This window comes from Sporosarcina thermotolerans (assembly GCF_030067815.1).
Lineage (GTDB): Bacteria > Bacillota > Bacilli > Bacillales_A > Planococcaceae > Sporosarcina > Sporosarcina thermotolerans.
In genome coordinates this window covers 1,475,407-1,488,580 of the sequence record NZ_CP125968.1, presented here as the reverse complement: position 1 = coordinate 1,488,580, position 13,174 = coordinate 1,475,407, and the positions used below count along the sequence as shown (strand labels likewise).

Sequence of the window (13,174 nt, the reverse complement as noted above, 5' to 3'; positions counted from 1 at the left end):
AGTATTATTTTTGTATTAATAATAGAGTTTACAGTTTCATAATATTTATATAATACTATCTTAACAATCTACTATTATGATGATGAAGGAGTTAGATTTTAATAAACCATTGGAGGTCTACTGTTATGAACAAAAAAAAGGTAATTATTCCACTGTTAAGTGCAGCACTTCTATTCCCAACTGCGGTCAATGTATTTGCGCAACCGCATAAACCTATAGAAGGCGTAAAATCTGTTGAATTTATTGGCATGCCTGTACCTGCCACTAATGAGGAAAAATCAACAATGTACAGTGATGCCAAAGTAAAGGTGACATTAAAAGACGGAACTCAAAAAACAGTAGAGTTGGATTATACTTCGTTAGCAAAGCCTGGTGATGTCATTAACGGAAAAATTGTCGGAGCTGCAGTCGACATCAACGGCAATCTCATAACAAATAAAAAGGGTGAGCCTTTAGTTTCCCCTTCACCGGATGCAAACTCACTCCTTAGTGTAAATGGAAAAAGCGGCAAGCTATATATGATCAATCATTTTGAAAGTATGCCAAATAATGAATTTGGTACTGTGCCAAGAGCGTTATATTTAAATACTGTCCAACAAGATAAGAAAACAGGCGAACTCAAAATTACTGATATTGAAGCAATTGATTTTTCGAAGTATGGCGGTGTTTGGACTCCATGTGCTGGTATCTTGTCCCCTTGGAACACTCATTTAGGCAGTGAAGAATATGAACCAAATGCTCGTGCCCATGAAGCAAATCCTGAAAAATCATCCGTTACACAATTTGCACGAAATTATTATCAAGATGCAACTGCAATTGGAAACCCTTATTTATACGGTTATACAACAGAAGTATCCGTTCATCCGAATGGTGAAGCAAAAGCAGTCAAACACCACAGCATGGGGCGGTTATCTTTTGAAAATGTAACAGTGGCACCTGATAACCGTACAGTTTACTATGGAGATGACGGCGGCTATGTAATGTCCTTTATGTACATTGCTGACAAAGCAAAAGATTTATCTGCCGGGACACTATATGCTGCAAAATTTGAGCAAACGAGTGCCGAAAACGGTGGTGCTGGGAATTTAAAATGGATTAATTTAGGACATGCAAACGACCAAGAAATTAAAGAATTAGCTGAAACCCTGACATTCAGTGATATCTTTGAAACGACAAATGATGCTGAGTATGCAGCAGCAAATGGATTCAGCCATATTAAGACTTCAGCTGGCGAAGAATATTTGAAAATCAAAATAGGTATGGAAAAAGCGGCTGCTTTCTTAGAATCCCGCCGATATGGAGCTATGCTTGGAGCAACTTCAGAGTTTAACAAGATGGAAACCGTCACATTCAACAAAGCCGATAACAAAGTCTATATGGCTATGTCCACGATTGCAAAAGGCATGGAGGAAAATCCAAATGATCCTGTAGATGATATTCGACTGCCAAAAATCAATGCAGGCGGCATTTATGAAATGAGCCTAGCTGAAAGACAAACAGATCGTGAAGGCAACCGTATTGATAGCGATTATGTACCAACTAAAATGGAAGCTATTATAGTCGGTGAAGACATTCCACAAGATGAAGAAGGCAACAGAGCTCATCTCGATAAAATCGCCAATCCGGACAACATTGTATACTCTGAAAACCTAAGAACGTTATTTATTGCTGAAGACACGGGCAATCATGTAAATAATGTTGGCTGGGCTTATAATGTTGATACAAAAGAACTTTCTCGTATCGTTTCTGCACCAGATGGCGGTGAAGTAACTGGAATACAAGCGATTGATAATTTAAATGGGTATTCTTACTTAATGGTTGGTTCTCAAAATCCAGGGAACATCGGTTATATACAGTTACCTCCTGTTAATAAAAAATAAGATAGATAAGTGAAAAGACAGGCGTCCAATTCGTGGATGCCTGTCTTTTGGTTTAAAATGTAAATAATAATCGCTTATTCACCAGCTTTAGCGAAGTGTTCAATCCTTGCCCCTATTTCATCTCGTACACGCTGGAAAAATGCCCATTTTTCTTCATCAGTTCCTTCTGCTTTGGCAGGGTCGTCAAATCCCCAATGAGCACGTTTAACATGTGGAGGTGTCATTGGGCACTTATCAGCCGCATCTCCACAAAGTGTGACGACGAGATCTGCATTATTCAGGATTTGCGTATCAATAATATCTGAAGTTTGATTTGAAATATCGACGCCAACTTCATTCATCGCTTTAATAGCGTTTGGATTGACTCCGTGTGCTTCAATTCCTGCACTGAGAACTTGCCATTCCTCACCAAGGACTTTTTTTCCCCATCCTTCAGCCATTTGGCTACGGCATGAGTTACCCGTACATAAGAAATACAGTGTTTTTTTCGGCATATTTAATCCCGTCCTTTAGAGTTTTAATGTATGAGTGAAAGCCATAGATATAGTCCAATTAGTGTAATCAAGAGCGTAGGCACTGTTAAGAGTATACCGGTTTTAAAATATGTACCCCAAGATATTTTCACACCTTTTTGTGATAAGACATGCAGCCATAATAACGTAGCCAATGAACCGATTGGTGTAATTTTAGGACCTAAATCTGAACCGATGACATTTGCATAAATCAATGCTTCACGAATCGAACCTGTAGTATTCGTATCCGCAATAGCCAAGGCGTTGATCATGACAGTCGGCATATTATTCATGATTGAAGACAAAATTGCAGCAATGAAGCCCATTGAAATCGTGCCTATAAACAAGCCTTGATCTGCTGCCAATTGAATAAGATCGCCAAGCGCGCTTGTCAGACCGACATTTCGCAATCCATAAACGACAACGTACATCCCAATAGAAAAGAATACAATGGACCAAGGTGCGCCCTTAACCACTTTCTTTGTATGAACGGCAGGACTTCTTTGTGCCATGATCATAAAGAATATCGCCATGATTCCAGCAACTATTGAAACAGGAAGCCCCGTAACACCACTCGTGAAATACCCGACAAGCAAAATGCTTAATACGACCCAAGATAGCCGAAACATCTTACCATCTTTTACGGCCTCCTTCGGTTCTTTTAACTCTGATACGTTATAGTCTTTCGGGATGCTCTTCCGGAAGAATAAAAACAACACTAAAATACTCGCAACAAGTGAAAACAAATTGGGTACGATCATCCGGGATGCATATTCGACAAATCCGATGCCGAAAAAGTCGGCTGAAACGATATTAACCAAGTTACTCACAACTAATGGCAACGAAGTCGTATCCGCTATAAACCCGCTCGCAATGATGAATGGAAAAACCATCTTTTCACTGAATTTCAAATTTCGTACCATCGCTAGCACGATTGGAGTTAAAATAAGTGCTGCCCCATCGTTTGCGAACAAGGCTGCAACGATTGCACCTAAAATACTGACATAAACAAACATCCGAATACCGCTACCTTTGGCCAATCTCGCCATATGTAAAGCAGACCACTCAAAGAAACCGATTTCGTCTAAGATTAATGAGATGATAATGATGGCGACGAAGGCAAGAGTAGCATTCCAAACAATCCCCGTTACATCAAGTACATCTTGAAAATCCACGACTCCTACCAACAAAGCAACCAATGCACCTATACAAGCAGACCATCCGATTGATAAATTTTTAGGCTGCCAAATAACAAAAATAAGTGTAATTATGAAAATCAATGATGCGATAATAACTGAACCCAACGCGTTTTCTCCTCCTTATTGACAACAAACACGAAGCCCTTGTGCCTCTAACTCAGTAATTGATTCACTCTGCTCCGGAAGATGCTCAAGTACACTTTGAATAAACGGAAAATCTTCATGACGTTCGTTTATCGAAAAGAAAACCCATTGCCCTCTACGTTCTTCCTTAACTAATTCAATATCCCTTAGTTTTCGCAAGTGTTGGCTGATTGCCGGCTGACTCATGTTAAAGATTTCGACAAATTCACACACACAACATTCATGTGACTGGAGTAATTTCATCATCGTTAAACGAGTTTGATCTCCAAGCAATTTCAATAGCTGTGATGCTCTCTGCATATCAATCGTCACTTCCGTATTCATATGCACTCTCCACCTTTCCGGAATAATTATATAAGCATATGCTTATATAAGCAAGTGCAAGTTTTTTAAATTTCCTGTTCCACAAAAAAGGACCGCCATTAGACAGTCCTTTTAATAGGTACGTTGAATAGAGTATTGAATGATTCGCTCATTACCGGATGGTTATATATTTGATCCCTTAACAACGTATAAGGGGCATCCAAATCCATTGCAAGTTTCACAAGGTTAATCAATTCTGGTGACTCAGGACCAAACAGACTGGCACCTAAAATTTTTTTCGTTTTTTTATCGATGAAAACTTTAAATAATCCTCGAAGATCATTGATGACATGCGCGCGTGGATGGGATGCAACCAACATTTTCCCTTCAGCAAATTCATAACCCTTTTCTTCCGCTTCCTTAGCAGTTAGCCCTACTCGGGATAAAGGTGGGTCAATAAACATGGTATAAGGAATATTTTTACGGCTGTCGAGAGAATATCCTAAATCACCAAATAAATAATTCTCAACAATTCGGTAGTCATCCAAGGAAATATACGTAAATTGCATACCGCCTTTCACATCACCGAGAGCCCATACATTTCGCACCGTTGTTTCAAGATGCTCATTCACCTTTATAGCGCCATCCTCTGTAAGTTCAATTGACGTATTTTCAAGACCTAGATGCTCTATATTCGGTTTTCTACCTGTAGCAAGAAGCACTGCATTTGCATTTACAGTTTCGCCATTAGATAGAGACAACGACACCTCGTCTTCATTTACCTCTTTAATCTCCTGCGCTCTCGCTCCGAATATAAAACGAACGCCTTTTTCTGTCATTATCTTCTGAACTTCTGCAGCAATTTCACGATCTTCACGAGGCAGTAGTTCCTCTTCAGGTGTAATCACGGTGACTTCCGCTCCAAAGGTTCGATACATAGAGGCAAATTCCATCCCGATATAGCCTCCGCCTATTATCGCCAAGTGCTGTGGCAGTTTCTTACGATCCATCAAAGACGTACTTGTATAGACCTTGTTTGAAGTAAGGTCACCTTTTAACGGAGGAATATTGCTTATTGCACCTGTATTGATAAAAATATGTTCGGCAGTTAACACTTCTTTTTTTCCATCTATTTGTATCTCTACTCTTTATTTGCAATGAACCTTGCTTCCGAATTGTAAATGGTGACATTTTCATTGTCAGCTAAACTTTTGTAGTTTTTCTCCCGTAGCTTTTCCACTACCCTATCTTTTCTTTCAATGGCGTCTGTATAGGGAATGCCTTTCAACCCATCATGGACAAGCACCTTTGTAGGGATGCATGCAATGTTAATACAAGTTCCTCCATACATATTTGGATCTTTTTCAATCATTGCTACGTTCCAATTTTCGTCTGCAAGCCGCCCAGCTAATGTTTTCCCCGCCTTGCCAAATCCTATAATGAGTGCGTCATAAGTTAGCATATACATTCTCCAATCTTTTTCGTGATGGTTCAAACAAGCCATCCAATAAAAAAATTAAATTCCTATTTACTATAACCTTTAATTTTACTACCAAAACACCTATCTCATAATGTCAAAAAGCGGCCCTAAAAAGTTAGACAAAACTTACTTTTTAGGGCCGCTACATTATTTACTTGAAACCGCAAGTCGTATCGCCATCCGTACTGCTGTTGCTGGATTCGCCGATTGGTTTACATCGCCTACAAAAAACAGATCCTTCTCAGGATAATAAAAAGCAAAGGAACCTGTTGAGCCCGAATGTCCAATCAATTCTCCCTTACCTATAAAAAACATTGTAAATCCACCTAATGGGATTCGCATATAGCCGCCGCCATATTGAATGGGATAAAAGCTGATTTGTAACTTCATATACTTCTCCAATTCGCGGAAGATTTCTTTATTAAATAAATCTCCTCCAAAAAATGCTTTAATAAAGACCATCATTTCGCGGGCAGTGGTAATCGCCCCTCCACTCGCACGACAACTTTTAATGTATTTCGGAAGGGAAAGCGCGTTATTTTTAAAATAAATACTGGGAATAAAATCATCCTCATCTATAACTAAATATGTTTTCTCAAGCCCCAAAGGTTCAAAAATGAAAGACGTAAAGACACCTTCCAATGAGGAATTCGCAACGGATTCAATAATCTGTCCAAGGATATAAAAGTTGATATCCGCATAATGTGATCGATTCATTGTGTTGGGTGCAAAGAGTGGTTTCATCTTTTTAGTCAATGCTATCAATTCATCAATTGTAATGTTCATATCTTCATGGAGTACACGTTTTCTAAGATTATTTTTACCTTCCTCAGATACATCCGGTAACCCACTTGTCTGAAACAACAAATGAGCGATTGTCAATTTCGCGGTATACTCCTGTCCTTTATAAAGATGGAGCCCATTAAGTTTTCCATTATCGAAAAAACGTGTCACTTTATCATCTAATGACAGTTTACCTTGCTCCAGCAATATTAAAATGCATGTAGTTGTAAACAACTTAGTGATACTTGCCATGAGTAATGGTGCATCTATGCTCTTGCCCCCATACTCATTTTTGTATGAAAAATCCCCATTTCTGTTTTGGATAAATAGAACAGACTCATGTATTTGCTTTGATTTCACTATTCGGCTAAATATCTTGTCGTATTGTTTAGTCACCATTAGTTCCTAACCTCCCTTCTTGCACACTATTGGATTATATTAGTTGATGCCTATTTGCATGCAGGGAAAAAGAAGGCTTCTCAAAAGTTCATCGAACTAATGGGAAACCTTCCTAAAAGCTAATTCTGTTAGTTTACCAATTCTTGGGCTGTACGACTTTTAAAGCGTCTCGTCCAATTTCTGAATCTGTGAGTTGGAGATTAAAAAAACATTGCCAAAAACATCGATTTTGTCTCCCTTTACACGTACAGCGCAATCTTTATTCGAAGCATAAATATCTATTTCTTCCGATAGGAATATCAGCAACCCATTTTTCGTTAATTGTCGTAGTTTCAAAATCCTGTTCCAATAAATTATCGCGTTCTTCTATTTGGCTATTCGATGATGCTGGACGGTATTTCTTTGTGATGGTAGATCGGATTCCTTCTGCCTTCATAATGCGCTGGACTCGTTTTAAGCTGACTGTGAAACCTTCCTTTTCAAGAAAGTGATGAATTTTAGGCGCGCCGTAGCGGCCTTTACTCTCCGCATGAATAATTTTTATGCGCTCTAAAATCGCTTCGTTTTCAATTTCAGACGAAGATTTTACTTTATGAAATGATTGATAATACGTGCTTCTTGGCATATCGAGCACTTCACACAAAACTTGAACAGGATGGTTTTCCTTTTCTAAATTGATGTGGTCAATAATCTCTTGGTCGGTCACTTTTTCGCGAATATGGTCATAGCCTTTTTTAGGATTTCTACCTCCTGTTGAAGACGAAGGTTTTCCTTTTGAATTTCCGCAATTTCAGCGGGTGTTAAGCCCCCACCATTTTCAATTGGGGAATGGGCTTTAATCCATTTATAGATTGTTACTTCAGATACACCATATTCACGGTTGAGATCACTCACAGATGTGCCAGATCTGTAGAGTTCGACGATTGTTTGTTTGAATTCCTGGTTATAACGTTTTTGTTTCATTCCGGACACGTCCTCTCTATTTATTAGGATAGAGACTTAACTTACTTGTGTCCATACATCTATACTAACTCCATGATCTTTAAGTAAAGCACCCGTTACTTTAATTAGAACTATTTCTTCCTTGTTTTTTAATTAACCGATATTGTATAAATCCTAAAATTCCACCAACAAACCCTACTATTACTTGAGGTACTCCAAATAAAAATTCATTATTGAATAATCGTACAACACCACCTAACCCTATTAAGACTGCACTGATACTCATCATTACTATTACAAATGGATCTACGTAAGATTTATTATTTTTATTCAATTTGTATCACTCTTTCATTATCTTCTGTACCTATCTTCTAAAGGTCAAATGGATTTCCCATTCTCTTTTTCTTGAAAACCATATGTAAAACTATTAAAAGAATAATTCCACCACCTATTTGCATAGCACCTATTAAAATTGACAAAGTACTTTGTTCATAAAAAGTTAGTGTCAGAACACCATTACCAAAACCTAATATAGCAAGAAGCAACCATGCAAATTTTTGAACATTTTTATTAGCCAATGAGAGAAGCCTCCCTAATATTTACTAACTTGGTCTGATATGACTTTTTCTACGAATTCTTCAATAGTACCAATACATTTATGGACTTCTGAAAGATGGTTTTCAAGTTCGAGTGTAATGTCTAATTCAATTCCTTTTAGAGCGTTTCATCCAATTTCCGAATCTTTGAGTTCGAAATTAAAAAAACATTGCCAAAAACATCGATTTTGTCTCCCTTTACACGTACAGCGCAATCTTTGTTCGAAGCATAAATATGTATTTCTTCCGATAGGGGAGATAGTTCGCTTTGAACCAGTTCAATGTTATTTTCAAGGTCAAAATGAGACAGGACGGAAAAATTGTCAAGACCGATTCCCTCGTAAACAGAATTCATTACAACTTCATCTCCAAAGTTTTTCGAGCATAAAAATTTAGCGGACATGTTGATTGCTCCAGCGCTTGCTCCCATCACAACGGCGTTGCATTTTTTAATCAGATCCGATAATTCATACTCCATCAAAAAACTATTTTGATTAAGAATATTGCCACCCAATAAGAAAATGACTGAAGCGTTTTGAATTATCGTTTGGGCATCTTCCTTCTGTACGCGATAATTAATTAAATGATATTCATCAAACATTATGCCGGCCTGGTCAAGCCACGAGCGTTCAGTACCACCATCATCTTCATAATTAGATGGATTCGAGCTAATCATAGCAAGCGATTTTCTATCAGTTATATCCTCCTGTATCACCCTACCTAAATTCTCTGGAAATAAATTATTAAACCAACCTAAATAATAGTGAATTTTCATAAGTACCTCCAAGCAAAGTGTCACTCATTTAGCAATAAAACACTCTCAAACTGGCCAGATTATTGATTTTCTTTCATCCATTTTTTCATTTCCTCAAAACGCTCGTCTATATGTTCTTTAATAAGCTTATAGAAGATAAATAATAATATCCAAATCACTATAATAGGTCCTAAAATTACAATCCAAGGTATTTGCATAACTACTTTTCCCCTTTCAGTTGAACAAGAAATAGAGCAGCTTAACAAACTAAACGATCTTCAAATAAAGTAATCTACTATGTACAGTCAATTTAAGCACTCCTTATGATAACTAAATTAGGAACGTTTATTCTTAGATGAACAACGTTAAACCTTTACGTCTTTAATATTTCGACAGTCTTTAAAATATACCTTCTTATTCAACTATCCTGCTCCTTTCGTATTAAAAGTCAGCCAGATATTGGTAATCGAGAAACAACTTGAAATGAGTAGTTCTTGATGAAGAAATCCCCTCCAGAGCCGTGAAAAGGATTTAGAGGGGATTTGAAATGTTGAGCTGTATTTACGACCAATTAAGCTACCTAATCGCATGCAAACAGTTGTCCCATATAACAAAAAAGGATCGATTCATTAAACTACTGTTACCAATTCTACAGCTTCTACAATTAATGGAGTTCTAGGAGGTATACTGCCAGTGACACCATTAAAGGTCAATTCTGTTGCAGTTATTGTATACGAATCGCCCTCTTGTAGTACACCGTTTAAATAGAGGTTATAGTAACCATTCGTTACAACTGGAAAAGCAGTTGCAGCATTTCCACTGTCATCCAAAAATGCAGATGCAAGTACGGTTGTCCCATCGACGACAGGTAAAGTTGCTGCTAGTACATTGAAAAACCTTGTCGAAATGCCTGTGACGTTCACATTAATATTAATAAGGGAAAGCGCCATTTGATTCACCTCCTATCTTCTCCATAATAGTAAATGCGAGATATTGAGAAATGTCAGGGCTGTCCAAATGGTTTTTTGGTGCCTGTGCGAACTGTTCAGCAAAAAACTACAATTGCAAAGGTAAAAGGAAACAAGGAACAGAGCAACGAAAAATGTTGTATGATTATTCGTCCGCAAGAGATGAAGTTCGAAAGTCATTCGAACGATTCGAGAAGGAAGCGCAAAAGTCTAAATAGCATCGGTTTCATGAGGAGACTGTAAAAGAATGGTATTCGCGTATGCGGTGGGAGAAAAACGAACACATCATGTCGACTTACAATGCTATTCGATATGGTTCACATACGCCTTCGGAGAGTGAGCAAAACAATTTTATGATGGGACTTGAAAATATAAAAAGAAGTTATTTTAGAAAAAAGGGTAGGGAATTTTAATAACGGGTTCGGTTGATAGGGAGAAAATCGCAATTAACAAAGTAAATAACAGGTTAATCAGCATATATTTCAACAGTGAAATATCTATATAAAAAACAAATAAAAACGCTCAAATTGAGTGTTTTTTGGTGAAATATTTTACTGTCCTTATTGAACTAAACCCGTTGAAGTAGAATCTTTCACAATCTCTAGATTTATTTTGTATATTTTATCAATCCTTTTATATTCAAAGTATAAGTAATTATTTACTAGCTCTTCTTTTATGTACAATACCATTTATTAATAATACAATCATCAATATTATAGACATATTAAATGTTGTTTTGGAAATTTCTGTATTTACAAAAAGGGCTGTAAAGTTATTTAATAAGATAACAGCACAGATAATAAACGATAGATTAGCAATAGAATTATTGTTCATATGTCTACACGCTCCATATCTTTTGATTTGGATTATTGTACAATATTAAAAGAAAAAGAGTCATCAAATCAATCTTTTAATTTTCGGTAGTTTCATTTGAAGGAGCTTTACTAATAAGATTCAACGTACTTCTTACGAATTCATCAAATTGGTCTTCTTCCTCAAAAAATGGATAATGATTGCTATGTTCGAATGAAGTGAATGTCGCGTTCGGAAGGCATTCCGCTATTTCAATGCCGAATTTATGCGGGCATTGTGCATCATGCTTGCCTGCATATACAAAAGCCGGCACGAAAACACTCTTCAACTCTTCCCTGACATCATACGTCTTGCAGTCCACTTTCCTGAAATACGTCAATCGATCCCCAACTGTCTTGCCGCTATTTGGCTTCTTAAAAGCCGACTCCATTTCTCCTCAGAATGAAAAGACATCAAATTCCATTCACGGCCTAAAGCTTTTCTTTCCTCCAATGACACGTCTGGTGTATCCATTCGATTCATTATTTCAATAATCCGTTCGAAGTTCGGGTTTTCATGGCAATAAATACTGCCTGGATCTGCACTATATTCAACACTTGCTGCAGCTCCACCAGCAATGATTTTCGTTAATGATTCCTCTCTCATCACAGCATACACAAGAGCTAACATGCCCCCTGTCGAATGTCCCGCAAAGCCCCATTTTGGTAAGTTTAGTCCTTCCCGTATCGCTTCCAAGTCCAATACGGATTCTTTCATGCTATATTGCTCTTCTGTTTGCGCACCTATCGATTTCCCGGTCCCTCGCAAATTGATGAGGTAGACATGATGATGTTCCGTGAATGGATTTGCGAACGCATTTCCCCGTTCATCGAATTCACTGTATAGATGAGTGACGGCTAACGGCTCTCCTTCCCCTTTTTCAAAAACCTCGAAACTTCCTCGTGCTGTTTCGATAAAACGTTGTACCCACATATCCAAGCCCCCATGTTTTGTTATTTTCTATAATTAACGCTACGGTTTATAAAAGAATCAAAGAAAGGACTAAGCTTTTGATTTGCTTAGCCGTGATTCTTAATTTAACAACCTTTTTGAGCATTCCCGTAAAACGGGTTGTTAAATTTATAGTTAATATCTTCTTTAGTAATCTGTACCCCTACCGATTGAAAAGCATTTACGGCATCTTCGTAACCGCGTTCAATATGCTCAACACCGGTAATGTAGGTAGTACCTTCTGCAACCATTCCCGCAAGGATCAATGAAATACCAGCACGAATATCTGAAGCAGAAACGGTAGTACCTATCAGATTGCTTTTTCCTTTAACAAAAGCAACTCCTGATCGCACTCGAATGTCCGCTCCATTTTTCTCAGTTGACCGACATGCTGAAAACGATTCGGATAGATTTTTTCCGCTAATACTTTTCCCTGAAGCTTGAGTAAATAAGGTTGTCATTGGTTGCTGTAAATCTGTTGCAAAACTTGGGTACATACCCGTTCGAATTCGTGACGCAAAGAGTTTTCCTGTTGAACTTGCAGTAACGGAGTTATCCCGAACATCAATCTCCAATCCGATTTCTTCGAGCTTCGCAATGCAGGATCCAAGATGCTCCGGGATGACATCTGTCACCGTTACACTCCCCCCGCTACACCAGCGGCAATTAAGAATGAACCCGCTATTAGCCGATCCGGAATTACACGATGGGTTCCACCAGTTAACTGATTTACACCAATGATACGAATCGTATCCGTTCCAGCCCCACTTATATTCGCACCAATTGTTTTTAGAAAAATTGCTGTATCAATTACCTCTGGATCACGCGCAGCATTTAACAGCACCGTCTTACCTTTTGCCCTTACAGCAGCTAACATTGCATTTATCGTTGCACCAGAAGTAATCGTATCAAAATAAATAGTTGCACCATGCAATTCCTTAGCCTCAACTTCATAGTAGTCTTTATGATACGTAAACTTAGCCCCCATCATTTCTAAAGCCTTTATATGCTGATCGATTGGCCGGCTGACGAAATTATCACCACCAGGATACCCTACTGACACTTTTCCGTATTTCGCAAGTAATGCACCTACAAAATAATAAGCAGTCCTGAATGAAGAAGACTTTTCGGAATCGAAATCGGTTGAAGATATCGACCTCGGATCAATGGAAACATCCCCAGTTAGATCACGTTTAATTGTCAGTCCAACTTCTTCTCCCATTTCACAAATTACGCGGAAATCAGCTATATTTGGTATGCCTTTAAAGGTTATCGTTTCATCAGAAAGACAAGCTGCTGCAAGTAGAGCCAATGAGCTATTTTTGGAACCTGGAATTTGTACAACACCGTTTATGTTCGGTGAATAATCCACACGAATCGCTTTCAATCTTTTCACTCCTTATCTAACAAT

11 protein-coding genes and 4 pseudogenes are annotated in these 13,174 nt (G+C 38.0%); 1 reads left to right on the top strand and 14 read right to left on the bottom strand.

Translation table 11 applies throughout. From position 1 onward, the window contains the following. Positions 1 to 125 precede the first annotated feature (125 nt). The gene (locus tag QNH10_RS08455; protein ID WP_283734235.1) at positions 126 to 1,880 is read left to right on the top strand and encodes a PhoX family protein; all 1,755 of its coding nucleotides are present in this window, start codon (positions 126 to 128) and stop codon (positions 1,878 to 1,880) included. A gap of 74 nt (positions 1,881 to 1,954) precedes the next feature. Here QNH10_RS08455 and arsC read toward each other — a convergent pair whose 3' ends face one another. The 14 genes and pseudogenes from arsC to murA form a co-directional block, all read right to left on the bottom strand. Next, positions 1,955 to 2,374, bottom strand: coding sequence for an arsenate reductase (thioredoxin) (gene arsC / locus QNH10_RS08450; protein WP_283734234.1), 420 nt, complete (start codon positions 2,372 to 2,374; stop codon positions 1,955 to 1,957). A gap of 23 nt (positions 2,375 to 2,397) precedes the next feature. Further along, positions 2,398 to 3,696 (bottom strand): arsenic transporter, encoded by a 1,299-nt coding sequence (locus tag QNH10_RS08445; protein ID WP_283734233.1) that lies wholly within the window; start codon positions 3,694 to 3,696, stop codon positions 2,398 to 2,400. Positions 3,697 to 3,711: 15 nt separating this feature from the next. After that, positions 3,712 to 4,059, bottom strand: a complete 348-nt coding sequence (locus QNH10_RS08440; protein WP_283734232.1) for an ArsR/SmtB family transcription factor — start codon at positions 4,057 to 4,059, stop codon at positions 3,712 to 3,714. 98 nt (positions 4,060 to 4,157) lie between these two features. After that, positions 4,158 to 5,500, bottom strand: a pseudogene (locus QNH10_RS08435) (FAD-containing oxidoreductase). Positions 5,501 to 5,665: 165 nt separating this feature from the next. Beyond that, positions 5,666 to 6,700 carry a serine hydrolase domain-containing protein gene (locus tag QNH10_RS08430; RefSeq protein WP_283734231.1) on the bottom strand — a complete coding sequence of 345 codons (1,035 nt, stop codon included), beginning with the start codon at positions 6,698 to 6,700 and terminating at the stop codon, positions 5,666 to 5,668. A 159-nt stretch (positions 6,701 to 6,859) separates the two neighbouring features. Beyond that, a pseudogene (locus tag QNH10_RS08425) lies at positions 6,860 to 6,994 on the bottom strand (cyanophycinase); the annotation flags it as partial. After that, positions 6,960 to 7,325, bottom strand: a complete 366-nt coding sequence (locus QNH10_RS08420; protein ID WP_283734230.1) for an IS3 family transposase — start codon at positions 7,323 to 7,325, stop codon at positions 6,960 to 6,962. The gene QNH10_RS08420 and the pseudogene QNH10_RS08425, both read right to left, overlap by 35 nt. A gap of 77 nt (positions 7,326 to 7,402) precedes the next feature. After that, complete coding sequence (locus tag QNH10_RS08415) at positions 7,403 to 7,663, bottom strand: transposase (RefSeq protein ID WP_283734229.1); 261 nt, start codon at positions 7,661 to 7,663, stop codon at positions 7,403 to 7,405. Between the two features lie 100 nt (positions 7,664 to 7,763). Then, positions 7,764 to 7,976 carry a hypothetical protein gene (locus tag QNH10_RS08410; protein ID WP_283734228.1) on the bottom strand — a complete coding sequence of 71 codons (213 nt, stop codon included), beginning with the start codon at positions 7,974 to 7,976 and terminating at the stop codon, positions 7,764 to 7,766. A 37-nt stretch (positions 7,977 to 8,013) separates the two neighbouring features. Continuing rightward, positions 8,014 to 8,220 carry a hypothetical protein gene (locus tag QNH10_RS08405; RefSeq protein WP_283734227.1) on the bottom strand — a complete coding sequence of 69 codons (207 nt, stop codon included), beginning with the start codon at positions 8,218 to 8,220 and terminating at the stop codon, positions 8,014 to 8,016. A gap of 136 nt (positions 8,221 to 8,356) precedes the next feature. Further along, positions 8,357 to 9,013, bottom strand: a complete 657-nt coding sequence (locus QNH10_RS08400; RefSeq protein ID WP_283734226.1) for a Type 1 glutamine amidotransferase-like domain-containing protein — start codon at positions 9,011 to 9,013, stop codon at positions 8,357 to 8,359. Between the two features lie 608 nt (positions 9,014 to 9,621). After that, positions 9,622 to 9,942, bottom strand: a complete 321-nt coding sequence (locus QNH10_RS08395) for a DUF4183 domain-containing protein (RefSeq protein WP_283734225.1) — start codon at positions 9,940 to 9,942, stop codon at positions 9,622 to 9,624. A gap of 928 nt (positions 9,943 to 10,870) precedes the next feature. After that, positions 10,871 to 11,745 (bottom strand): annotated as a pseudogene (locus tag QNH10_RS08390) (alpha/beta fold hydrolase). 104 nt (positions 11,746 to 11,849) lie between these two features. Beyond that, positions 11,850 to 13,135, bottom strand: a pseudogene (gene murA / locus QNH10_RS08385) (UDP-N-acetylglucosamine 1-carboxyvinyltransferase). Positions 13,136 to 13,174 lie beyond the last annotated feature (39 nt).

Excerpts from the sequence above, each read along its gene's own strand:
- QNH10_RS08455 (WP_283734235.1), top strand. The coding sequence starts at position 126 with ATGAACAAAAAAAAGGTAATTATTCCACTGTTAAGTGCAGCACTTCTA.
- arsC (WP_283734234.1), bottom strand. The coding sequence starts at position 2,374 with ATGCCGAAAAAAACACTGTATTTCTTATGTACGGGTAACTCATGCCGT.
- QNH10_RS08440 (WP_283734232.1), bottom strand. The coding sequence starts at position 4,059 with ATGAATACGGAAGTGACGATTGATATGCAGAGAGCATCACAGCTATTG.
- QNH10_RS08430 (WP_283734231.1), bottom strand. The coding sequence starts at position 6,700 with ATGGTGACTAAACAATACGACAAGATATTTAGCCGAATAGTGAAATCA.
- QNH10_RS08420 (WP_283734230.1), bottom strand. The coding sequence starts at position 7,325 with ATGCCAAGAAGCACGTATTATCAATCATTTCATAAAGTAAAATCTTCG.
- QNH10_RS08415 (WP_283734229.1), bottom strand. The coding sequence starts at position 7,663 with ATGAAACAAAAACGTTATAACCAGGAATTCAAACAAACAATCGTCGAA.
- QNH10_RS08400 (WP_283734226.1), bottom strand. The coding sequence starts at position 9,013 with ATGAAAATTCACTATTATTTAGGTTGGTTTAATAATTTATTTCCAGAG.
- QNH10_RS08395 (WP_283734225.1), bottom strand. The coding sequence starts at position 9,942 with ATGGCGCTTTCCCTTATTAATATTAATGTGAACGTCACAGGCATTTCG.